The sequence below is a fragment of the Pseudomonas sp. A6 genome, from assembly GCF_052367875.1.
In the GTDB taxonomy this organism is placed as follows: Bacteria; Pseudomonadota; Gammaproteobacteria; order Pseudomonadales; family Pseudomonadaceae; genus Pseudomonas; species Pseudomonas citronellolis.
Window position 1 is genome coordinate 1649564 of the sequence record NZ_CP198970.1, and the last position, 22684, is coordinate 1672247.

22 protein-coding genes are annotated in these 22684 nt (G+C 63.4%); 17 read left to right on the top strand and 5 right to left on the bottom strand.

The features are described 5' to 3' along the window. Positions 1–60 precede the first annotated feature (60 nt). Genes ACTWJ5_RS07515 through rffA form a run of 8 tightly spaced genes read left to right on the top strand, consistent with a single transcriptional unit; the run spans position 61 to position 9110 of the window. On the top strand, positions 61–1647 hold the full coding sequence (locus ACTWJ5_RS07515; protein WP_444438020.1) for a hypothetical protein: 1587 nt from the start codon (positions 61–63) through the stop codon (positions 1645–1647). A 47-nt stretch (positions 1648–1694) separates the two neighbouring features. Then, positions 1695–2672, top strand: coding sequence for a glycosyltransferase family 2 protein (locus ACTWJ5_RS07520; protein WP_159458804.1), 978 nt, complete (start codon positions 1695–1697; stop codon positions 2670–2672). Between the two features lie 22 nt (positions 2673–2694). Beyond that, positions 2695–3792 carry an ATP-grasp domain-containing protein gene (locus tag ACTWJ5_RS07525; RefSeq protein WP_135499863.1) on the top strand — a complete coding sequence of 366 codons (1098 nt, stop codon included), beginning with the start codon at positions 2695–2697 and terminating at the stop codon, positions 3790–3792. A 3-nt stretch (positions 3793–3795) separates the two neighbouring features. Continuing rightward, entirely contained in the window at positions 3796–4695 is a 900-nt protein-coding gene (locus ACTWJ5_RS07530) for an NAD-dependent epimerase/dehydratase family protein (protein ID WP_074976490.1), read from the top strand. Continuing rightward, positions 4676–5368, top strand: a complete 693-nt coding sequence (locus ACTWJ5_RS07535; protein WP_301300491.1) for a CatB-related O-acetyltransferase — start codon at positions 4676–4678, stop codon at positions 5366–5368. The genes ACTWJ5_RS07530 and ACTWJ5_RS07535 overlap by 20 nt, the downstream gene beginning before the upstream one ends. 10 nt (positions 5369–5378) lie before the next feature. Beyond that, positions 5379–6335 (top strand): lysylphosphatidylglycerol synthase transmembrane domain-containing protein, encoded by a 957-nt coding sequence (locus ACTWJ5_RS07540; protein ID WP_444438023.1) that lies wholly within the window; start codon positions 5379–5381, stop codon positions 6333–6335. After that, positions 6332–7960, top strand: coding sequence for a hypothetical protein (locus tag ACTWJ5_RS07545; protein ID WP_444438025.1), 1629 nt, complete (start codon positions 6332–6334; stop codon positions 7958–7960). The genes ACTWJ5_RS07540 and ACTWJ5_RS07545 overlap by 4 nt, the downstream gene beginning before the upstream one ends. Before the next feature lie 4 nt (positions 7961–7964). After that, positions 7965–9110: a dTDP-4-amino-4,6-dideoxygalactose transaminase gene (rffA, locus tag ACTWJ5_RS07550; RefSeq protein ID WP_074976481.1), complete on the top strand. Its 1146-nt coding sequence runs from the start codon at positions 7965–7967 to the stop codon at positions 9108–9110. Positions 9111–9159: 49 nt separating this feature from the next. Here the strand turns inward: rffA and ACTWJ5_RS07555 are convergent, their stop codons facing one another. The 5 genes from ACTWJ5_RS07555 to ACTWJ5_RS07575 all read right to left on the bottom strand — a co-directional run bounded on the left by ACTWJ5_RS07555 (position 9160) and on the right by ACTWJ5_RS07575 (position 13334). Then, positions 9160–9858, bottom strand: coding sequence for a pirin family protein (locus ACTWJ5_RS07555; protein WP_074976479.1), 699 nt, complete (start codon positions 9856–9858; stop codon positions 9160–9162). 129 nt (positions 9859–9987) lie between these two features. Further along, positions 9988–10752 (bottom strand): L-cystine ABC transporter ATP-binding protein TcyN, encoded by a 765-nt coding sequence (gene tcyN / locus ACTWJ5_RS07560; RefSeq protein WP_074976477.1) that lies wholly within the window; start codon positions 10750–10752, stop codon positions 9988–9990. Next, positions 10749–11420, bottom strand: a complete 672-nt coding sequence (gene tcyL, locus ACTWJ5_RS07565; protein WP_174672424.1) for a cystine ABC transporter permease — start codon at positions 11418–11420, stop codon at positions 10749–10751. Before tcyL ends, tcyN begins: the two co-directional genes overlap by 4 nt. Further along, positions 11420–12223, bottom strand: a complete 804-nt coding sequence (gene tcyJ, locus ACTWJ5_RS07570) for a cystine ABC transporter substrate-binding protein (RefSeq protein WP_074976474.1) — start codon at positions 12221–12223, stop codon at positions 11420–11422. The genes tcyL and tcyJ overlap by 1 nt, the downstream gene beginning before the upstream one ends. A gap of 112 nt (positions 12224–12335) precedes the next feature. After that, complete coding sequence (locus ACTWJ5_RS07575; RefSeq protein WP_444438028.1) at positions 12336–13334, bottom strand: D-cysteine desulfhydrase; 999 nt, start codon at positions 13332–13334, stop codon at positions 12336–12338. A gap of 192 nt (positions 13335–13526) precedes the next feature. Between ACTWJ5_RS07575 and hflK (ACTWJ5_RS07580) the strand changes: the two genes are divergently transcribed. The 9 genes from hflK (ACTWJ5_RS07580) (at position 13527) to ACTWJ5_RS07620 (ending at position 22673) form a co-directional block, all read left to right on the top strand. Beyond that, a complete protein-coding gene (gene hflK, locus ACTWJ5_RS07580) occupies positions 13527–15500 on the top strand; it encodes a protease modulator HflK (protein WP_444438029.1) in 1974 nt (657 codons plus the stop codon). Further along, positions 15497–16516 carry a protease modulator HflC gene (hflC, locus tag ACTWJ5_RS07585; protein WP_444438031.1) on the top strand — a complete coding sequence of 340 codons (1020 nt, stop codon included), beginning with the start codon at positions 15497–15499 and terminating at the stop codon, positions 16514–16516. The genes hflK (ACTWJ5_RS07580) and hflC overlap by 4 nt, the downstream gene beginning before the upstream one ends. Next, positions 16509–17534 (top strand): protease modulator HflK, encoded by a 1026-nt coding sequence (hflK, locus tag ACTWJ5_RS07590; RefSeq protein ID WP_249919039.1) that lies wholly within the window; start codon positions 16509–16511, stop codon positions 17532–17534. The genes hflC and hflK (ACTWJ5_RS07590) overlap by 8 nt, the downstream gene beginning before the upstream one ends. A gap of 99 nt (positions 17535–17633) precedes the next feature. After that, positions 17634–18122 (top strand): hypothetical protein, encoded by a 489-nt coding sequence (locus ACTWJ5_RS07595; RefSeq protein ID WP_009618457.1) that lies wholly within the window; start codon positions 17634–17636, stop codon positions 18120–18122. A gap of 123 nt (positions 18123–18245) precedes the next feature. After that, complete coding sequence (locus ACTWJ5_RS07600; protein WP_444439553.1) at positions 18246–20153, top strand: cation-translocating P-type ATPase; 1908 nt, start codon at positions 18246–18248, stop codon at positions 20151–20153. A gap of 69 nt (positions 20154–20222) precedes the next feature. Further along, the gene (locus ACTWJ5_RS07605; RefSeq protein WP_009618454.1) at positions 20223–20426 is read left to right on the top strand and encodes a hypothetical protein; all 204 of its coding nucleotides are present in this window, start codon (positions 20223–20225) and stop codon (positions 20424–20426) included. Between the two features lie 103 nt (positions 20427–20529). After that, positions 20530–20787: a hypothetical protein gene (locus ACTWJ5_RS07610; RefSeq protein ID WP_009618451.1), complete on the top strand. Its 258-nt coding sequence runs from the start codon at positions 20530–20532 to the stop codon at positions 20785–20787. A 2-nt stretch (positions 20788–20789) separates the two neighbouring features. Beyond that, positions 20790–21557, top strand: a complete 768-nt coding sequence (gene cobF, locus ACTWJ5_RS07615; RefSeq protein ID WP_285642491.1) for a precorrin-6A synthase (deacetylating) — start codon at positions 20790–20792, stop codon at positions 21555–21557. Positions 21558–21647: 90 nt separating this feature from the next. Continuing rightward, entirely contained in the window at positions 21648–22673 is a 1026-nt protein-coding gene (locus ACTWJ5_RS07620) for a Fic family protein (RefSeq protein ID WP_444438034.1), read from the top strand. The last annotated feature ends 11 nt before the right edge of the window (positions 22674–22684 follow it).

Consider the following 22684-nt stretch of genomic DNA (forward strand, 5'->3'; position numbering starts at 1 on the left):
TACATGGGCGCTGCTTTATATATATAAAATATTTTTATGTTTACTTTTGAGGGTTATGGATTGAAGGCGCTCGTAGGGCAAAGAAGCGATTTATTTAGACAATTTACGTGGAGTGGGGTGATATCTCTGCTCTTTGTCTTGGTGGCTTTCTTGTGGTTTGGTCATCGGGGCTTGAATCTGTGGGATGAGGGTTTCCTGTGGTATGGCGTTCAGCGGACTATGTTGGGTGAGGTACCGCTCAAGGACTTTATGTCATATGATCCGGGGCGTTATTACTGGTCGGCGGCGGTGATGTCCATGATGGGGGGAGATGGAATAGTCTTTCTTCGTGTGGCAGTTTCTATTTTTCAATTTTTTGGGCTGTTCTGTGGGGTATATCTAATCGCTCGGTCTCGTCCCCGCTTGAGGAGCGTAGATGGGGTCGTTCTCCTGTTTGCTGCAGCTGTTTTTGTGCTTTGGATGTTTCCGCGTCATAAGTTGTTTGATATTTCCATTTCGATATTTCTGGTCGGGATATTGGCATGTCTTGCGGGCTCCAGAACTCCTCGTCACTATTTTGGGGCGGGAGTTGGGATCGGATTGATTGCTTTTTTAGGGCGTAACCACGGAGTGTATGGGGCTGTGGCGAGCGTGGCTGTAATGGCTTGGTTATTGATTGGGGAGGGGGCGAGAGAGGCTGCAGTAAAGAAAATTTCTTCTTGGTGTGTAGGCGTTGTGGTGGGATACGCTCCTATGCTTTTCTTGATTCTCTTTGTTCCTGGTTTTGAGGATGCATTTTTAAATGGAGTGAAATTTCAGATTTCCCGAGGCTCAACGAACCTCCCTCTCCCTATTCCCTGGCCATGGCTTGTTGATTTTTCCACGTCATTTTGGCTGGACAGCCTGCGAGCATTTTTGGTTGGTGTTCTTTTTGTTTCTTTATTGATATTTGGGGGCCTTTCTCTTCTGTGGGTTTTTTTTGAAAGGCTGAGAGGTAGGGCCGTTCCGCCGGTTTTTGTAGGTGCTGCTTTCTTGTCGCTACCTTACGCGCACTATGCTTATTCACGTGCGGATGTAGGTCATCTTTCTCAAGGGATTTTTCCTCTGCTTATAGGTTGCTTACTCCTGATCTTCCGACAGAATGGGAAGAGGAGGGGGCTTTTGCTATTGGGGCTATTGGCGATTAGCCTAATCGGTGTCGGAGCCAATCAGCCAGGTTGGAACTGTAGTGGAGATAACCGATGCGACAAGCTAGTGGTAGCTGGCGATCAGTTGGAAGTGGACTCTGCGACTGCAAAAAATGTCCAGTTCATATTGGATCTTGCTGAAAAATATTCAGGAGAGCATCACGCATTTATAGCGACCCCGTATTGGCCGGGTGCCTATGCGCTGCTTGGTGTCAAGTCTCCACTTTGGGCGAACTATGCACTGTGGTCGCGTGGGATCGCTTTTGAGCAAGAGGAAGTTGAGCGAATCAAAGCGGCGAACCCAGGTGTGATAATTGTTGTCGACCTTCCTCTGGATGGTCGTGAGGAGCTGAGGTTTAGAAATACTAATCCGCATATATATGAATATGTAGTGGAAAATTTCCGTGCTTTACCTGACTCCGATGCTCGTTGTCCGTCTTGTCGTGTGTTCGTAGCTAAGGATTTTCCTGGCGAGGATTGATATGTTTTTGTTTCATGCCCTGCGAGGAGCATTTGAGAGGTTTAAAAGTGAATGACTTTGTCGCGTATAGTGTCGTTGTTCCAGTTTATGGTTCGGAGCTTATCCTTCGCGAACTTCATGAGCGCCTGACAGAGACGTTGAAGACGCAGGGGAAGAGTTATGAGATCGTTTTTGTTGATGACTGTGGGCCCGGGAGTACGTGGGCTATCCTACAGTCGCTTGCCGAAAAGGATTCTCATACTACTGCTATTCAGCTTATGCGCAACTTCGGCCAAGGCAGTGCCACCTTGTGCGGCATGGCTCATTCGCGCGGTCAGGTTGTAGTGACCATTGACGACGATCTACAAAGTGCACCGGAGGATATCCCGCTTTTACTGAGGGGGCTGGAAAGTGATGTAGACGTCGTAATGGGGGTTCCAGCCGAAAAGCAGCATAGTTTGTTTCGGCGCCTGGGGAGCCACCTGGTAAATGAAATGAACGCGCTGTTCCTGGGGAAACCGCGGGATTTGAGGTTTACCAGTTTTCGAGCCATTCGGCGGCCGGTGGTTGATGCTTTGCTTGAGCTACGAGCATTGAATCCTGTGTTAGGCGTTATGCTAAGTTCGGTAACGCGGCGTATCGCCAATGTCACTGTTCCGCATTATCCCCGTCGAGCGGGTAAAAGCGGGTATACCTTGGCGCGCCTGCTGCGGGCCACGATGAGCAACTTCATCGGGCAGTCCGTTCTTCCCCTTCGTCTCCTGGGAGTGATCGGTGGTTTCGGGATCATTTTCAGCGTGCTGTTCTCCGTTTATCTGCTATGCCGGTATTTTCTGGGCGGTATCGCGGTTCCGGGTTGGATGACCACAACCTTGCTGTTGCTGTTCCTCTCCGGTTTCAACTTCTTCGCCTTCGCCGTGATCGGTGAGTATGTTTTACGGATTCTCCAGCGGGTCAATGCCACTCCCCAGTACTTCGTGCGCAGGCAGACGAGCGTTACGGAAGCCGAGTTGCATGGGGGCTATGATGGTGGTAGCCAGCGCTAGGACGGATGGATGAGGGCTTGGAGTGACTAAAAGATTTCTGGTACTGGGAATTGGTGCAGCGCAGGCTGATCTGTTGGCGCGTTTGTCGGGCGAATTTGAAACGCATGCATTGAGCAATACCACGGCTGGCCCAGGTCGAACCCATGCACGGCATTTCGCTCAGGTGGACATTACCGACAGAGGCTCCGTCCTGCGCTATGCCCGCGACCATGCCGTGGATCAGATCTACTCCGTCGGGTCTGATGTCGCAATGCCTACGGTGGGGTACGTGGCGGAGCAACTTCATTTGCCGCGGCTGGCCAGTGAAGAGGTTGCGGTGACCTGTAACAACAAGGGGTTGTTGCGGCATCACTTGCAGGGCTTGCCCGGATCTCTGGAGTTCGAGGTGCTGGAGCATGCGAACCAGGCGACCGACGTGCCCTTGCCAGCGATGCTCAAGCCGGTCGACAGTCAGGGGCAGCGGGGTGTCTGCAGTGTGTCGGCGTACGCGCAGATACCGGCGGCTTTTGCCGCGGCCGTAGGTTTCTCTCGTTCCGGTCGGGTCATAGTCGAGCAGAAAGTCGAGGGGCGGGAGATATCCGTGAATGCCTTCTTCGCCGAGGGTGAGATGGTTTTCTTCCTCCCTTCCGACCGGGAGTCCTGGGCTCAGTTTGATGGTGGCATCATTCGCCGACACATCCTTCCAGCCAGCCTTTCGGACGGGGCGGAGCAGGCGGTTCGTGAACTGGTGCTACAGACAGCGGCACAACTGGGTGTACAGGAAGGACCGCTGTATTTTCAGATCAAGATGAATGGGGACTTCCCCTATTTGATCGAGGTTGCCCCGCGGCTGGATGGCTGCCATCTGTGGCGCCTGATTCTGGCCAGCACCGGTGTCGATCTGCTGGATGGATGCATCAAGCGGTTGCAAGGGCGGACGGTCACCATGCCCGCTACCCTGAGCGTCCGGCCAGCCTATCTGGAGTTCTTTTGTCAGCCGCCCGGCGAGAGCTTCGCCTTGGTCGATGCGCATCCTGATGCCGTTCATGTCGAATTCTATTACGCACCTGGCGAGTACGTTCGTAGCACCAACGGGCTCATGGAAAAGTGCGGCTATCAGATCGTGATGGGAGAGCTTTAGCCCATGAAGCTCGCCATCACCGGGGCTAACGGTTTCGTCGGCAAGCATCTGGTCGAGTTGCTCGGACCACGATACGAAGTATTTGCTTTGTCGCGTACGGTTCCTGACGAGCGATTGCCGGGAGTCACCTATATTGCGACTGACTACTCCCTTGAGTCCCTGCGGCGTCATCTCGCGGGGATGGATGGCTTGGTTCATCTCGCTGCCGCTCGGCCCAAGGGGGATATCGATTCCGATGTTCTGGGTAATGTAAGCCTGGACTACCGGGTGCTGCTCTGTGCTGAACAATGTGCACTCCAACAGGTCGTACTAGCCTCGACACGGGGTGTCTATGGGCGATTGCCCGTGCCGTGGAGCGAGGCTCAAACGCCAGCGCCGGAGTCGCCTTATGCCTTGGCCAAGAGGCACTCAGAACTGACTGCGGATTACTTCATGCAGCGTGGGCTGAATATCGTGACCCTCCGTCTGGCCCAGGTATTCGGACTGGGGGAGTATCCGAGCAGTGCCATCGCCACCTTCATTCGCAAGGCTTATCGTGATGAACCGGTGACCCTGACAGTGACAGGTATTCTTCGGGAATATCTTTATATCAGGGATATAGCTACTGCCATCGAGGCTACGCTGCTTAGATCTGGCAATGGAGTCTTCAATCTGGGCTCGGGAGAGTGCTCATCGTTGGAACAGATCGCGCGGACGATATTCCGGGCATTCGGCCGGGAGTACCGAGTAAGTGAGGCGCAGAGTATGAAGAGCGTACCGGAGCATTCATTGATGGACAGTTCGTGCTTCCGCCGAGAGTTCGATTGGGCCCCTGTATGGACTCTGCAGGCTGCTGCCGAAGACATTGCAATGACGCTGCGCGATGAACGGGAGGCGGCCAGGTATGGATTATCAGGAGATTGACAGCCAGATAGACCCGCTGGCCACAGTGTACTCTGGCGCACGAATCAAGGCGTCTACTTTGGCGGAGCATGTTTCGGTCGGCAACTTCTCTCGTGTCGACTTCAGCCAGTTGGCCAGCCGAGTCAGGATAGAGCGTGCCAATCATCTGCTTCATGCGAGTCTGGGGCGACATTCCTATACCGGCATGAATACGGTGATCATGTATGCCGATATTGGCAGTTTCTGTTCCATCTCATGGAATGCCAGCATTGGTGGCGGCGAGCATGATCATTCACGCATCGTTCAACACTCGTTCTTATATAACGATCATGACCAGCTCCGTCCGTTCTCGGCAGAAATTCCTTATGACCGTTTCGCGTTGCCGTTGAGCATCGGACACGATGTCTGGATAGCCGCGGGTGCAGTGGTCTGTCGCGGAGTACGCATAGGTAACGGCGCTGTCGTTGGAGCCAATGCCGTAGTTACGACTGACGTTGAACCCTATGCCGTGGTGGTTGGGGCGCCAGCCAGGGTGGTGAAGTATCGCTTCCCGGCAGCGATCATCCGGAAGCTGGAAGAGCTGCGGTGGTGGGACTGGTCAGCCGATGATATTCAGCGACACTTCGATCTATTGAGTTCGGTTCCTGATGCTGAGGCACTGGAAGTCCTACTGAACCGAAACTATCAGAGCTGACGGATTGTTGATGTCTCGTCGTATGTGGCTGGTTCTCTTCCAGGCAAGCTTCTCTGTTGCCGTAGTCGTCTACCTCATTCGTTTTCTCGATTGGTCGGCTATCGCCTCGCTGTTGCGCGATGGGAGCCTTTATCGTCTTTGGCCCGGGCCATTGATTCTTCTCGTGGGGCTGGTCATGGCTGCCAATCGTTGGCGTCTGGTTCTTGCCGCTTTAGGTATCGCCCTGCGATCTTCGAGTGCTCTCTATCTGTATCTGGTGGGCACCTTCTACGGTGTCATGTTGCCCGGTGTGCTGGGTGGCGATGCTGTACGGGTGGCTCTGTGTGCGGCGCGCCAGCGTGGAGCCGTATCCAGGGTTTTGGCTTCGGTGGCCATCGAGCGCGGACTGGGGCTCTGCGGTGTGGCTTTGGTCGGTTCGCTGGGTGTGCTTGTGCTGAATGATGCCCTTCGTCGAAAGCTAGGCTCGGAGGCCCTGTTGATTGCCCCGACGATTGTGGCTTCGCTATTGGTTTTAATCGTGGTGCTGAGCGGTGCCCCACGGTTGTTGAAATGGCTTGGCGGCAGGTTTGTCGGCCAGCGCCTGGACGGATTGGTGGTGCTCTACCAGAAGTTATGGAGTCTCCCGTCTGGGACCTTGTTGTCTACTTTGCTGCTTAGCACTTTGTTCCAGGCCGCAGATATCCTGGTTTTCTATTACTTCGCGCATGTCATGGAACTGGAACTGCCCCTGGCACTCTGCCTGGTAGTCATTCCAATCATCTATCTGTCAACTGTATTACCCATTTCACTGGGGGGCATAGGCGTTCGGGAAGGTGTGATGGTCTGGTTGCTGGGAAGAATCGGTGTGCCAGTCGCGGACGCCGTGCTGCTCGCCTTCCTGATGTATCTCAATCGTGTGGCGCTTGCCCTGATCGGTGGTGCCGTAGCGGCATTGCATACCCTGATCGGTGCTGGAAAACGCACGTGAATTCGATATCGGTTTCTGCCCTCTGGGCGCGTACCCTGCCATTGGCGTTGCCGTTGCTGCTCTGTGTGTTGTTGTTGAGTGCATTGTCGGTATGGGAGCCCTACTGGCAGACCAATGACGATGTAGGCATGGCGATGCGTGTGGAAGGGTTCGGCTCGATTGCCGTGCCCAGTCGCAATCTGATCTTCTCCAACGCCCTGTGGGGGGCGTTCATTCAATGCATACCGAGTGTCCGCGGGTTACTTGGATATTCGTTGGTCACTTATCTGGTTCTGCTGGCAGTTGCGCTAGTGGCCTGCCATTTTCTCATCCGTCGAGGCATGGGCCCCTGGGCCGCCGTGGTTGCGGTATTCAGCGTATTCTTTTACCCGTGCGTCTTCCCACAGTTCACAGTTGTTTCAGGGCTGGCTGGGATGGCCGCTGTGTTGGCGCTGCTGGATTATCGGGAGCGACGTGGCAACGGGGAACTGTTCCTGTGCTTCATTCTGGCCCTGGTGTCCTATCTGATTCGATGGAACGAGTTTCTCTTCATCGTTGCTGTTTCGATACCGCTCTGGCTGTCGCTCCGTATCCTGCGTGATCGGGCGTTTCTCTTGCTGTTCCTTGCAATTGCTGCTGCCAGCCTTGCGGCAATCGCTTTCGATCGCGCGTCCTATTCGGATGTCAGTTGGGCGAAGTACAACGCCTTCAATGCCGTAAGGGTGAAGCTTACGGACTATGGCCTGGCGGACTATCTGAAAACCCTTCCCCTGCATTCTTCCAGCGAGTTGAGCGTCAATGACTTCGACCTGTTGAGGAACTGGTTCTTTGTCGATGACAACCTGACGTCTTCGCGGACCATGGAGGCGTTGCGCCAGGCTGTGCCGGGTGAACTCAGCGCGCCGCGTAGCGTTGGGAGAGGGATCGAATCCATCCGTTCTGCTTGGCAGGATCCACGTGCTTTTCCACTTGCGCTGGCAGGGCTGGTCATCGGTGCGCTATTGGGTAGTTTGCGAGTGTGGTTATGCCTTTTTTTATTTTACGCTGGTCTGTTCTATACCGGTTATATAGGTAGGCCAGGTGTCTTCTGGGCTTATTATCCAGCGTTGAGTGCTTGCCTCCTGTGGATGATTGCACAGGCGTCGACGTTGCGAGGTACGCGCCGGTGGCTGGCATATATAGCACTTTGTTCTTTGGCAGCCAGTACCTTTTGGCAAACAGTAAAACAGCATCAGCAGATAGACGGGATGGTCCAGGATATCCGGCGCGACGTCAAAGAGCTGGGTACGGATGTGATCGTAACCTGGGGGGGTTATTTCCCTTATGAATATGTCTACTCGCCGTTTGATCGTAATCTGCACAACGCAGGGTTTCGTTTTTACTCCCTCTCATCCGGAACCTATGCTCCGACTTCGCTGGCCTATCGGCTGGAAAGTGAGAAGCCGGGCTGGTTCGTGCAACGCCTGTTGTCCTCGCAAGGCCTCGACTTCAGTGGCTATGCCGATAGACCGATTCCAGCCCAGGGGGAATATCTTCGCAACTACTGCATGCAACGGCATCAAGGTGAGTTGGAACTCAAGGTTGTGAAGAATCTTGGCAGCATTGTTGTCGTCAATGCCAGATGCATAACCGGAAACAAGGGATAAGCCTGTGTCGAAGAAGCTTCCATTCAATCGCCCGTACATTTCCGGACGAGAACTTTACAATATCGCCAATGCCCATCTTTCCGGGCATCTTTCTGGAGATGGTCAGTACACCAAGTTGTGCCATGCCTGGCTGGAGCGATACACCCGATCGGCCAAGGCGCTCTTGACCCATTCCTGCACTGCGGCCTTGGAAATGGCTGCTCTGCTGCTGAAGATCCAGCCGGGGGATGAAGTCATAATGCCTTCATTCACCTTTGTTTCCACAGCTAATGCCTTTGTCTTGCGCGGAGCAGTGCCGGTCTTCGTGGATATCCGCGAGGATACTCTCAATCTTGATGAGCGCCTCATCGAGTCGGCAATCACTGAACGTACCCGTGCAGTGGTACCGGTCCACTATGCGGGTGTCGCCTGTGAAATGGACAGCATCATGGCCGTCGCGCATAAACGGCAGATCAAGGTCGTGGAAGATGCTGCCCAGGGTGTGATGGCATCTTACAAGGGGCGTGCTCTGGGAAGCATTGGAGACCTTGGGGCATATAGCTTCCATGAGACCAAGAATGTCATCTCCGGAGAGGGCGGGGCATTGCTGGTCAACGAGCCGCTGCTGGTCCAGCGTGCGGAGATCATTCGCGAAAAGGGGACCGACCGCAGTCGCTTTTTCCGAGGCGAAGTGGACAAGTACACCTGGCAGGAAGTGGGGTCCTCATTCCTCCCTGGCGAATTGATAGCGGCATTCCTCTGGGCGCAGCTCGACGAAGCCGAACGCATCACCGAGGAGCGTCTGGCATGCTGGGAGCTGTATCACCAACTGCTCGAGCCGCTGGAGAAGGAAGGCCTCCTGCGTCGCCCCGTGGTGCCTGCCGACTGCCAGCACAACGCCCACATGTACTATGTGCTACTGGATTCCGCTGCAAGTCGGGAGCAACTGCTGGACGATCTGAAGCGACAGGGGATAGGGGCCGTTTTCCATTACGTGCCGCTGCATGCCTCCCCGGCAGGTGAGCGCTACGGTCGAGTTCACGACAGCATGGCGGTGACTGAACGGCAATCCGAGCGCTTGGTACGTTTGCCCTTGTGGCTGGGGATTTCCGAAGCGGAGCAGAACCAGGTCGTCGAACAGATCAAAATCAGCCTTAAGTGCAGTGGTTGATGGACCGAAAAAGGCACGCCGAGGCGTGCCTTTTCGTTGTAGATGGGGATCAGGCAACATCCACCAGAATCACCTCGCTGTCCTCCAGCGCCGTCACCTTCACCACCGCTTCCTCGGCGATGGCCGCGCCGTCGCGGGCTTCCAGGAGCATGCCGTTGACTTCCACCTTGCCAGCCGCCGGCACCAGGTAGGCGCGGCGTTCGTTGCCCAGGGCGTATTCGGCGCTCTGGCCGGCTTTCAGGGTGGCGGCGGCCAGGCGGCCGTCGGCGCGGATGCGCAGGGTGTCTTCGTCGTTTTCATCGCCGCTGGCGAGGATCACGAAGCGGCCGGCGCGGTCGCCTTTGGGGAAGGGCTTGGCGCCCCAGGATGGCGTGCCGCCGCGTTGCGTCGGCAGGATCCAGATCTGGAAGATCCTGGTCACGTCCTGCTCCAGGTTGTATTCGGAGTGGACGATGCCGCTGCCGGCGCTCATCACCTGCACGTCGCCCGCCTCGGTGCGGCCCTTGTTGCCCAGGCTGTCCTGGTGGGTGATCGCACCCTGGCGCACGTAGGTGATGATTTCCATCTCGCGGTGCGGGTGCGGCGGGAAGCCGGTGCCCGGGTCGATCTCGTCGTCGTTCCAGACGCGCAGGTTGCCCCAGTTCATGCGCTCGGGGTCGTAGTACTCGGCGAAGGAGAAGTGGTGCTTGGCGTTGAGCCAGCCGTGGTGGGCGCCGCCGAGCTGGGCGAAGGGTCTGCGTTCGATCATGGGATCAGTCCTCTTGGGGCGCTGGGCCGGCGAGTTGGCCGGCCTGCGCGGTTCATGGAGGCTATGTTGATCCCGATTGAGTCGATATAAAAGCGCAAATATCCGAGATAATTTATCGAATTTACAGATTTATTCAGATCGCCCCTGATCAGGATTGAGGAACTTGCTGAGGAACTGCCGGGTGCGTTCCTCGCGGGGCTGGGCGAACAGCGTCTTGGCGTCGCCCTGTTCGACGATCACGCCCTTGTCGATGAAGATCGCCCGGTTGGCGACGTCGCGGGCGAAGCTCATCTCGTGGGTGACGATGACCATGGTGCGCTTTTCCTGGGCCAGGCCGCGGATGGTCGCCAGCACTTCGCCGACCAGTTCCGGGTCGAGCGCTGAGGTGGGTTCGTCGAAGAGGATCACGTCCGGCTGCATGGCCAGGGCCCGGGCGATGGCCACGCGCTGCTGCTGGCCGCCGGAGAGGCGCTTGGGATAGGCGTCTTCCTTGCCGGCCAGGCCGACCTTCGCCAGCAATTGGCGGGCGCGTTGCACGGCGCTGTCGCGGGGCTCCTTCTTGACGATCACCGGGCCTTCGATGACGTTTTCCAGCGCGGTGCGGTGGGGGAACAGGTTGAAGTTCTGGAACACGAAGCCGACGTGCTGGCGCAGCTTGCGGATCAGCCCCTGCTGTGGCTTGAGCGGGCGCGAGGCGTCGATCTCGATGTCGCCGACGCGGATGGTCCCGCCGTTGGGGATTTCCAGCAGGTTCAGGCAGCGCAGCAGGGTGGTCTTGCCCGAGCCGCTGGGGCCGATGATCGCCACCACCTCGCCGGCCGCGACGGAGAGGTCGATGCCCTTGAGCACCTCCTGGCCGCGGAACTGCTTGGTGAGCTTGCGTACCTCGATCATGCCTCGTGCTCCCGGTCATGGCGGTTGACCCGCTCTTCCAGGCGGTTCTGCAGGTGCGCCAGGACGCTGGCGAGCACCCAGTAGATGAGCGCGGCGGTGAGGTACATGGTGAACACCTCGAAGGTCCGCGCGGTGATCAGCTGCGCCTGGCGGAACAGCTCCGGCACCTGGATGGTGGCGGCCAGGGCGGTGTCCTTGACCAGCGAGATGAAGCTATTGCCCAGCGGCGGCAGGGCGGTGCGCGCGGCCTGGGGCAGCACCACCCGGCGCAGCGTCTGGGCGCGCGTCATGCCGATGCTGGAGGCCGCCTCCCACTGGCCGCGATCGATGGAGCCGATGGCGGCGCGGAGGATCTCGCAGACGTAGGCGGCCATGTTCAGCGAGAAGCCGATCAGCGCCGCCGGCAGCGGGTCAAGCTCCAGGCCCAGCTGCGGCAGGCCGTAGTAGATCATGAACAGCTGCACCAGCAGCGGCGTGCCGCGGAAGAACGACACGTAGATGCGCGCCAGCCAGCTGAACACCGCGTGGCCATACAGCCGCGCCAGGGCGAGGATGAACCCCAGCAGCAGACCGAAGAACATCCCGCCGATGCTGAGGACTACGGTAAAGACCGCGCCCTTGAGCAGGAAGGGCGCGGAATCCAGAGCGAGCTGCAGGCTTTCGTCGATCATTGGGTCACGTCAGCCTGGAACCACTTCTCCGAAAGCTTTTTCAGCGAGCCATCGGCCTTGAACTTCTCGATGGCCTTGTTCAGCGCGCCGAGCAGCTCGGGGTTGCCCTTGCGCAGGGCGATGCCGGCTTCCTGGCGGGCGAAGGGCGCGCCGGTCAGGGCCATGGCGCCCTTGGTCTTGTTGACCATGTCGAAGGCGGCCAGGCGGTCCACCAGGATCACGTCGATGCGCCCGCTGCGCAGGTCCTGGAACTTGGTCGGGTCGTCCTCGTAGGTGCGCACGTCGGCCTGCGGCACGTTCTGCTTCAGCCACTGCTCGTAGTTGGTGCCCAGGCCCACGCCGACCTTCACCCCGGCGAGCTTCTCGGGCGTGTCGTACTTGCTTTCGTCGCCCTTGCGCACCAGGGCCTGGATGCCGGAGACGGTGTAGGGCTCGGAGAAGTCGTACTTCTTCTTGCGCTCCTCGGAGATGGTCACCTGGTTGATCACCACGTCCAGGCGCTTGGACTCCAGGGCGGCGAGGATGCCATCCCACTTGGTCGGCTGGAACTTGGCCTTCACCCCCAGTTCCTTGGCCAGCAACTCGGCGAAGTCCACCTCGAAGCCGGACAGCTTGCCGTTCTCGTCGACGAAGCTGAAGGGCGGGTAGGTGCCTTCCAGGCCGACCTTGATCGCGCCGTTGCCCTGGATCTGTTTGAGCAGGTCCTCGTCGGCCGAGGCCTGCTGGCCGAGGAAGCTGGCGCCGAGGGCCAGGGTCAGGCCGGCGAAGATGAAACCGCGTCGCAGGATGGAGAAGTTCATGATTGCCCTCGTTCTTGGTGTTTCAAGCAGGTTAGTAGGCTGCGCGACTATAGGGGGTCAATGGTTATGCAATAAAATAATGAAATATCCTGTTCATATAACTTGAATGAATTCACAGCAGCGACGGGTAGGCGAACAGCGCCGGGGCGCCGCCGGTGTGCAGGAACAGCAGCGGGCCTTCGGCGAAGCGGCCGTGGGCCACGCCATCGAGCAGGCCGGCCATGGCCTTGCCGGTGTAGACGGGGTCCAGCAGCAGGCCTTCGGTCGCGGCGAGCAGGCGCATCGCGTCCAGGGTGCCGGCGTTGGGCTCGCCATAGCGCGGGCCGAAGTAGGCGTCCCACAGGTGCACGGCGAAGTGCGCCGCCAGCGGCCGGCCGAGCAGGTCCGCGGTGCGCTGCGCCAGGCCTTCCACCTTGGGCCGCTGGGTGGCGTCGGGACGCGAGACGGTGACGCCGATCACCGGGGTTTCCGGCAGCGCTTCGGCCAGCGCCAGGGCTAGTCCGGCATGGGTGCCGGCGCTGCCGGAAGCGAGCACCACGGCGGCGAAGTGCTGGCCGCTGGCGCGCACCTGCTCGGCCAGCTCCAGGCCGGCGCGCACGTAGCCCAGGGCGCCGAGGGCATTGGAGCCGCCGATGGGCACCAGGTAGGGCTTGCGCCCCTGGGCGCGCAGGCGCTCGCAGGCGTCCTGCAGCAGGGCGTCGGCGTCGTCGAGGTTGGCGACCGCTTCCACCTGGGTGCCGAACAGGTCCAGCAGCAGGCGGTTGCCGTTGCCCAGGTAGTTGGCGTCGTCGGTGCCGATGGGGTTTTCCAGCAGGGCCAGGCAGCCCAGGCCCAGGCGCGCGGCCAGCGCCGCGGTCTGGCGCACGTGGTTGGACTGGATGGCGCCGGCGGTCACCAGCACGTCGGCGCCGGCGGCGAGGGCATCGGCGGCGAGGTACTCCAGCTTGCGCACCTTGTTGCCGCCCATGGCCAGCGGGGTGAGGTCGTCGCGCTTGACGAAGAGCTCCCGGCCCAGTTGCGCCGACAGGCGCTCCAGCTTGTCCAGTAGGGTAGGGGCGCCGACCAGGTCGAGGCGGGGGAAGCGGGTGAGGGCGTCGCGCAGGGAACTCATCGGAGGGGACCTCGGCGATACTTGAACGATCCGCCAAGATAGAACGGGGCAGGGGCGCGCGGCAATTCGCCGGCGGGGCTTTTCTTTGCGCCGCGTCTCGACGAGAATTTCACGCCGATTGTTATAAGGTTACATTTTGTTTCCCTGCGCGCCGATGTACCGGCTGGCCTCCTGGCCGCCTCTGGAGTTGTGATGCGAGTCGACCTGGACACCGCGGGCGAGGACCTGCAGGCGCTGCCGCGCTTCCAGCAGGCCGCGGTGCATGCCCGGCGCCTGTTCGCCCTGGCCCTGGGCAGCGGCTTGCTGGCCGCGCTGCTGTTCCTCCTGGCGATTCTCATCGGCCTGTTCGCCGCCCGCTCGCCCTGGCTGCCTCTGCTGTGCAACAACGCGGCGGCTTTGCTGCTACTGGCCGCGGCGGCGCAGTCGGCCTGGCGCGTCGACGCCTGGCGGGCGCGCGCCCTGGGACAGGAGCCTTCGCTGCGCTGGTTCGGCGGGCGTGAGACGGCGGACGAACCGCTAGCCCCCGAGGCGCTGAGCGCCTATGACCGCTTCCTCGACAGCATCGGCCGTGGCATCCGTTCGCTGCTGCGGCGCATCGGCCCGGGCTCGCTCTGGCTGGCGGGGCTCTGCGTCGCCGCGCTGCTGGTGATCCGCGCCGGCTGGAGCCTGGCGCTGCCGGGCGCCGACCTCGGCCAGGCGGCCTATGTTGGCGCCGGCCTGTTGTTGCTGGGCGCCTTCGGCCTGCTGGTGCTGGAGCGCCACTTCGCCGCCAGCGGCGAGGCCCAGTGGCCGGAAGCCGCCGCCCTGGCGCCGCTGCTGCGGCTGGTCATCGCCGTGCAGCTGCTGTCGCTGCCCGGCCTGCTGTTCGCCAGCGCCGACAACCTCTGGCCGGTGCGCCTGCTGGTGCTGATCGGCTTGCTGCCCGCTGCGGTGGCCGTGGAGCTGCTGGCGCGCGCAGTATTTTCCGCCTTCCTGCCGCAACGCGAGCGTGAGGAGCCGCGCCTGGTCGCCCGCAGCCTGGTGGCCGGGCAATTGCGCTGGCCGCCGCGGCCGCTGCAGTTCCTGCAGGACGAACTGCAGCAGCGCTTCGGCATCGACCTGCGCCAGGTCTGGGCGTTCGCCTTCATGCGTCGCGCCTTCCTGCCGGTGGCCGCGTTGGTGGCGCTGGTCGGCTGGCTGCTCAGCGGCATACACGAGGTGTCCCTGGACGGCCGCGGCGTCTACGAGCGCTTCGGCAAGCCCGAGGCGGTGCTGCAGCCGGGCCTGCATGTCGGCTTGCCCTGGCCGTTCGGGCGGGTGCTCGCGGTGGAGAACGGCGTGATCCACGAACTGGCCACCTCCGGCGATTCCGCCGTCGCCGACCCGCCGGGCCCGGCCGATGGTCCCGCGCCGGACAGCGCCAACCGCCTGTGGGACGCCTCCCACCGCAGCGAGAAGTCCCAGGTGATCGCCAGCGCCGCCGAGGGCAAGCAGAGCTTCCAGGTGGTCAACATGGACGTGCGTTTCGTCTACCGCATCGGCCTGGACGATGCCGCGGCCCTGGCGGCGACCTACAACAGCGCCGATGTGCCGGCGCTGATCCGCAGCACCGCCAGCCGCGTGCTGGTCCACGATTTCGCCTCGCGCACCCTGGACGGCGTCCTCGGCGGCGAGCGCGAGGCCCTGGCGCAGGACATCGGCAAGGCCGTGCAGGCCGACCTCGATGAGTTGCACAGCGGTGTGGAAATCCTCGCCACCGTGGTCGAGGCCATTCACCCGCCGGCCGGCGCGGCGAATGCCTACCATGGCGTGCAGGCGGCGCAGATCACCGCCCAGGCGCTGATCGCCCGCGAGCGCGGCAAGGCCGCCGAGCAGGGCAACGAGGCCCGTCTGGCCGCCAGCCAGGCGGTGGACAAGGCCAATGCCGACGCCCGCGAGACGCTGGCCGCGGCGCGGGCCGCTGACCTGCGTTTCGGCGCCGAGCGCAAGGCCTGGCAGGACGCCGGCCAGTCGTTCCTGCTGGAACAGTATTTCGCCCGCCTGGGCCAGGGCCTGGGCAATGCCAGCGCCCTGGTCATCGACCATCGACTGGGCGCCGGCGATGCGCCGACCCTCGACCTGCGCGGCTATTTCACCGCGCCCTTCGACCCGGCGCGCAAGCCGGCCAAACAGGAGCTCGCCCCTTGAGTTCGTCGCACAGCCACGACCACGCGCACCACGACCACGACCACGGCCATCACCATCACGAGCATGAGCACGGCGGCGCCGGGCCCTTGCCCTGGCGGCGCATCGGCCTGGCCGCGCTGCTGGTGCTGTTCGCCGCCGCCACCGCCTGCCTGGTGCAGGTGCGCTCCGGCGAGGCCACGGTCGTCACCCGCTTCGGCAACCCGGTGCGCGTGCTGCTGCAGCCGGGGCTGGCCTGGCGCCTGCCGGCGCCGTTCGAGGCGGCCATCCCGGTGGACCTGCGCCTGCGCACCACCTCCAGCGGCCTGCAGGACGTCGGCACCCGAGACGGCCTGCGCATCATCGTCCAGGCCTACGTGGCCTGGCAGGTGCAGCCCGACGCGGACGACGTGCAGCGCTTCATGCGCGCGGTGCAGAACCAGCCGGACGAGGCGGCGCGGCAGATCCGCACCTTCGTCGGCTCGGCCCTGGAAACCACCGCCAGCGGCTTCGACCTGGCCGACCTGGTGAACACCGACGGCAGCAAGGTGCGCATCGCCGATTTCGAACAGCGCTTGCGCGGGCAGATCGACAAGACCCTGCGCGACACCTACGGCGTGCGCGTGCTGCAGGTGGGCATCGAACGCCTGACGCTGCCCTCGGTGACCCTCGGCGCCACCGTCGACCGCATGCGCGCCGAGCGTGAGACCATCGCCACCGAGCGCACCGCCGAGGGCAAGCGCAAGGCCGCCGAGATCCGCTCCGCCGCCGAGCGCGACGCGCGCATCCTGCAGGCCGACGCTACGGTCAAGGCTGCCGACATCGAGGCGCAGTCCCGCGTCGAGGCGGCGGACATCTATGCCAAGGCCTACGCCGGCTCGCCCGAGCTGTACAACCTGCTGCGCTCGCTGGATACCCTGGGCACCATCGTCAACTCCGGCACCCGCCTGGTCCTGCGCACCGACGCCGCGCCCTTCCGCGTGCTGGTCGACGGCCCGCCGCAACTGCCGGCGCCCAAGCCGGGCGCGCAGCATGAGTGAGCGCGGCGAGGGCGGCAGCCCCTGGCTGCAGGCCGGGCGCCTGGCGTTCGTCGCGCTCTATGGTGTGACGCTGCTGGCGGCGCTCGGCTGGGCGCTGTCCAACGTCCGCGAGATCGGACCGGACAGCCGCGCCGTGGTGCTGCGCATGGGCGCCCTGCAGCGCATCGCCAACCCCGGCCTGCTGCTGGCCTGGCCGCGGCCCTTCGAGCAGGTGGTGCTGCTGCCGGCGGCCGAGCGCGTCATCGAGCGCCGGGTGGAAACCCTGCTGCGCTCGGCCCAGGCGCAGAAGGCCGACCTTGACGTCAGCCTGGTCAACGACGCCACGGCCGGCTCCGGCTACCTGCTGACCGGTGATGCCGGCGTCGTGCAACTGGACGTGCGGGTGTTCTACAAGGTGGTCGACCCCTACGCCTACGTGCTCCAGGGCGAGCACGTGCTGCCGGCGCTCGACCGCCTGGTGGCGCGCAACGCCGTGAGCGTGTGCGCGGCCCGCGACCTGGACACCATCCTGGTCGCCCGCCCCGAACTGGTCGGCAGCGACAGCGCCGTGGCCGAGCGCCGCGAGCGCCTGCGCGGCGACCTGCAGCAGGGCGTCAACCAGAGCCTGGCGGCATTGGCCGCCGCCGGCAGCGGGCTGGGCATCGAGATCGAGCGGGTGGACGTGCAGTCCTCGCTGCCGCGCGAGGCGGTGAGTGCCTTCAACGCCGTGCTCACCGCCAGCCAGTTGGCCGAGCAGAACGTCGCCAGCGCGCAGAACGACGCCGCGCGGCAGACCCAGGCGGCCACCCAGGCCGCCGACCGCACCCTGCAGGTGGCCCGCGCCCAGGCCGGCGAGCGCCTGGCCAAGGCCCATGCCGACACCGCGACCATCACCAGCCTGGCCGCCAGCCAGGACCCCGGCCTGCTGCTGCGCCTGTACCGCGAGCGGGTGCCCGGCATCCTCGGCAAGGCCGGCGCGGTCACCACCGTCGACCCCCGCGACGCCGGCCGCCTGATCCTCCAGGGGCCGCAGCCGTGAAGCAATGGGCGGACAGATGTCACACGGACGCGCTAGGCTCGCCGAGGGCCGCAGGCCCGACACCCACATTCCGAGAAAACACCTAGGGCGGGACACTCCATGAACGCTGTCGCTTACCGGCACTCTTCCACTTCGTCGCGGGGCAACCGCTGGCGCCCCCTGGGCGCGCTGCTGCTGGCCCTGGGCCTGCTGCTCGGCGCCGGCAGCGCCGAGGCCGGCCGCGAACTGCCCTCGGGCATGCTGGTGGGCGTGGTGGACAGCGCCAGCTTCCCGGTCATCACCCTCAAGCGGCCCAAGCCCAACCTGCTCAAGCAGGTGGTCAGCCTCGGCCTGTACCAGAAGACCGTGAGCTACCCGGTGGCGGTCTCGGTGCGCATCCGCAACGAGAACAACCTGTTCATCGTCAACGGCCTGATGCCGCAGCTGAAGGACAAGTTCGTCGCCCTGAAGAGCGGCCTCAGCGGCCAGGTCAACCAGATCTGGGTGCTGACCGAGGCGGAGGCCGAGGAATACGTACAGCGCCCGGACACCCGCTTCCCGCCCCGGGCCACCCTCCTCAAGGACGACGAGACCGCGTCGAGCCAATGACCTGAGCGATAGATGAGCGCACACCACCACCACGGCCATCACCATGGCCACAGCCACAGCCACAGCCACAGCCACAGCCACAGCCACAGCCACAGCCACAGCCACGGCCACCTCACGGGGGCCATGCTCAGCCGCGACGAGCAACGCGCCGCCGCCCGCCAGCTGAGCCTGGCCATGCTCGCCCTCGGCCTGCTGCTGCTCGGCCTGCTCTGGCGCTGGCTGGCGCCGCAGCAGGAAGGCGTGGCGCAGATGCTGCTGGGCGTCGCCTCGCTGCTGGTGGCGGTGCCGGTGCTGCGCTCGGCCGCCGCCAGCCTGCGCCACCCCAGCCTGCACGGCATCACCGACCAGTTGATCGCCCTGGCGATGCTCGGCGCCTGGGCCACCGGCGACCTGCTGACCGCGGCGCTGCTGCCGATCATCATGATCTTCGGCCATGTGCTGGAGGAGCGCAGCGTGATCGGCTCCCAGGAAGCCATCGAGGCCCTCGGCCGCCTGACCCGCAGCCAGGCCCGGCGCATCCGCGCCGACGGCGCCGTGGAGGAAGTGGACAACGCCCAGCTGCGCGCCGGCGACCAGGTGGAGGTGCGCGCCGGCGACCGCGTGCCGGCCGACGGCCGGGTGCTGGACGGCCAGGCCAGCCTGGACACCGCGCCCATCACCGGCGAATCGGTGCCGCTGGAGGCGCAGGCCGGGATGGAAGTCTACGGCGGCGCCATCAACCTCGACGGCCTGCTGCGCATCGAGGTGACGCGCACCGGCGAGGAATCCACCCTGGGCAAGGTGATCGCCCTGATGCAGCGCGCCGAGCGCGCCAAGCCGCCGATCACCCGCCTGCTGGAGCGCTACGCCGGGCGCTACATGGTGCTGGTGCTGCTGATCGCCGCGGTCACCTGGTTCGTCACCAACGACCCCCAGGCCATGCTCGCCGTGCTGGTCGCCGCCTGCCCCTGCGCCCTGGTGCTGTCGGCGCCGGCCACGGCCATCGCCGGCATCGCCGTGGCGGCGCGCCACGGCATCCTGATCCGCAGTTCGGCCTTCCTCGAGGAACTGGCCGACCTGACCTCGCTGGTGGTCGACAAGACCGGCACCCTGACCCACGGCAGCCTGCGCCTGCAGGCCCTGTGCGGCGAGCCCGGGGAAGACCCGGCGGCGCTGCGCCAACTGGCCGCCAGCCTGGGCGCGGCCAGCAGCCACCCGGTCAGCCGCGCCCTGGCCGCGCTGGTGCCCCACGATGTCTACCACCCGCTGGAAGACATCCGCGAACGCCAGGGCCTGGGCGTCATCGCCCACACCCCGCAGGGCGAGGCGGCCCTCGGCCGGCCCGAACTGTTCGCCCAACTGGGCATCGCCACCGCGCCGGTGCCCGAGCACGACGGCCCCATCGCCGGCCTGGCCCTGGGCGGGCGCTTCTGCGCCTGGCTGCTGCTGGCCGACAGCCTGCGCCCTGAGGCACCGCAGGCCATGGCCGAACTGCGCGAGCTGGGCCTGGGCCGCCAACTGCTGCTCACCGGCGACCGCCAGAGCGTCGCCGAAGGCGTGGCGCGCGAGGTGGGCATCGCCGAAGTCAGCGCCCAGGCGCTGCCCGAAGACAAGCTGCACCGCGTCGGCGAGGAAATCGACAAGGGCTTCCGCCCGCTGGTGGTGGGCGACGGCATCAACGACTCGCTGGCGCTCAAGGCCGGCGTGGTGGGCGTGGCCATGGGCGCCGGCGGCGCCGACATCGCCCTGGCTTCGGCCGACGTGGTGCTGATCGGCAGCGACCTGCGCCGCCTGGGCACCTGCGTGCGGCTGAGCCGCCAGTGCCGGCGCACCCTGCAGGTGAACGTGGCGATCGGCCTGGGCTGGACCCTGGCGATAGTCGCGGCGGCTGCCTTCGGCCTGCTCGGCGCCGCCGGGGCGATGATCGCCGCCGTGCTGCACAACCTCAGCACCCTGCTGGTGCTGGGCAACGCCGGGCGCCTGCTGCGCTTCGACGAAAGCCTCGGCCAGGCGCGCCCGGCGGGGCCCACCGGGGAGCCGGTCGGCGCCTGAGGAGCAGCGGGCACGGTGCCTATCGGGTATGATGGGCGCCGTTTCCGCATCTTTCACCCGGTCTCTATCATGACTTCCTCGCAACAGCCGCCGCGCGACGACAGCGCGGACACCCCGGCCCAGGCCCCGCTGTCCCTGGCCGAACTGACCCGCGCCGCCCTCGCCGCGCAGAAGGACGCCGCCGCCGGCTACCAGCCGCGCAAGGCCCACGACAAGGATGTACGCCGTCCACCGGCGCCCCGCGGTTCGCGCCGCTCCATGGGCAAGCGCTGACGGCTCCGGCGGGGAGCAAATGGCCGCCGGGCTTGTCGAAACAGGCCCGACATCCTCAGAATGACCGGCTCGCACCTTTGCCGGTCGCAGACAAGGAGAGGCAATGAAAGCGATTCCCCTGTTGCTCGGCGCCAGCCTGCTGGTGCTGGGCGGCTGCAAGACCTTCGGCGGCCACTACGAGATAGACGCCGTCGACGCCAATGGGCAGAAGCTCAACAAGAAATCCTTCCTGGCCCAGGGCAGCGGCATCTACACGGTGCGCAACGCGCTCTGCTCCAGCTATCCCAAGGCCACGGTGATCATCCGTGACATCGACGCCGACCAGGAACTGGAAGGCGAAAGCCCCTACCACTGCAAATGACCATGAAACGACTGCTGCTGATCGGCGTGGGCGCCGGCGACCCCGAGCAACTGACCATTCAGGCGGTCAAGGCATTGAACCGCGCCGACGTGTTCTTCCTGCTCGACAAGGGCGCCAGCAAGAGCAAGCTGCTCGACCTGCGCCGCGACATCTGCGAGCGCTACGTCGAGCGCAGCGATTACCGCGTGGTGGAGGCCGAACTGCCGGAGCGCGAGCGCGGCGTGGCCGACTACGCCGGCAGCGTGGTGGACCTCAACGCGGCCAAGCAGGCGCTGTTCGAGCGGCTGATCGACGAGCACGTGGCCGAAGACGGGTGCGGCGCCTTCCTGGTCTGGGGCGACCCGGCGCTGTATGACAGCAGCATCCGCATCCTCGACGCCATCCTCGCCAGCGGCCGGCTGCGCTTCGATTACGAAGTCATCCCCGGCATCACCAGCGTGCAGGCCCTGGCCGCGCGCCACCGCATCCCGCTCAACCACATAGGCGGCGCGCTGCAGATCACCACCGGCCGCCGCCTGGCCCGCGAAGGCCTGCCCGCCGGCGTGCAGGACGTGGTGGTGATGCTCGACGCCCAGGACAGCTACACCGGCCTGCGCGGCCAGGACCTGGAAATCTTCTGGGGCGCCTACGTCGGCACCCCGGACGAACTGCTGATCGCCGGCCGCCTGGACGAAGTCGCCGAACGCATCCGCGACACGCGCCTGAAGGCCCGCGAGGCCAATGGCTGGATCATGGATACCTATCTGTTGCGGCGGGTGGAGAACCAATAACGTGCGCTCGGTGTTTGCCACGGGTGGCAGTGCCGCCAATGTACGCACTATCGCTTCGGATGCCTGCGCAGACTCGGACCCGATATCGCCATGAAGGCCTATGAACCACCGCTTGCCCTTTCCGCTTCACTGCTGCGATTGGTCGGTGAAATCTGCGAGCGGGTCGGTCGGCTTTCGGTGGGTGGCGACTCGGCATTGACGCCTCAACTACGGCGCGACAACCGTATCCGTACCATCCAGGCCTCTCTGGCCATCGAAAACAACACCCTCAGCGTCGAGCAGGTCACTGCCGTGCTGGAGGGGAAGCGGGTGCTGGGATTGCCCCGTGAAATCCAGGAAGTGCGCAATGCCTTTCGCGCCTATGAATACCTGCCTTCCTGGCACCCGACCTCTCAACTCGATCTATTGGCAGCCCACGCCAGCCTGATGGAAGGGCTCATCGACGACGCAGGGCATTTTCGACAGGGTGGTGTCGGCATCTACCGGGGTGACCAACTGCTACACATGGCGCCGCCGGCCAACCGTGTCCCGACGCTGGTGGGGCAGTTGCTGGAGTGGCTGGGCCATACGGACTGGCACCCGCTACTGGCGAGTTGTGTTTTTCATTACGAGTTCGAATTCATTCACCCGTTCGCCGATGGCAACGGGCGCATGGGACGACTCTGGCAGACCTTGATACTCAGTCGCTGGAATCCGCTGTTGGCTTACTTGCCCGTGGAGACGGTCATCCATGCCCAGCAGGAGGCCTACTACGCGGCCTTGGCCGAGGCCGATCATGTTGCACAGGCGACGCCCTTCGTTGACTACATGTTGCGGGCATTACTGGCAGCCATGGACGAAGTCGCGCAGACCGAACAAGTAAGCGATCAAGTTACCGACCAAGTAAACGAGAGCGTGCAACAGCTGTTGCAGGCTTTCAACAAGGGAGAAGCCCTCAAGTCCTCGGAAATCATGCGCAGGTTGGGGTTGTCGCACCGGCCAACCTTCCGGAAGAACTACCTGGGGCCGGCGATAGCGTCCGGATTGCTGGAAATGACCCAACCGGATTCTCCGCGCAGTCCCCTGCAGTGTTATCGCTTGACCGATCCGGGTTGGCGCAGGCGAGTTTCCGACTAGCCGTGGCGATG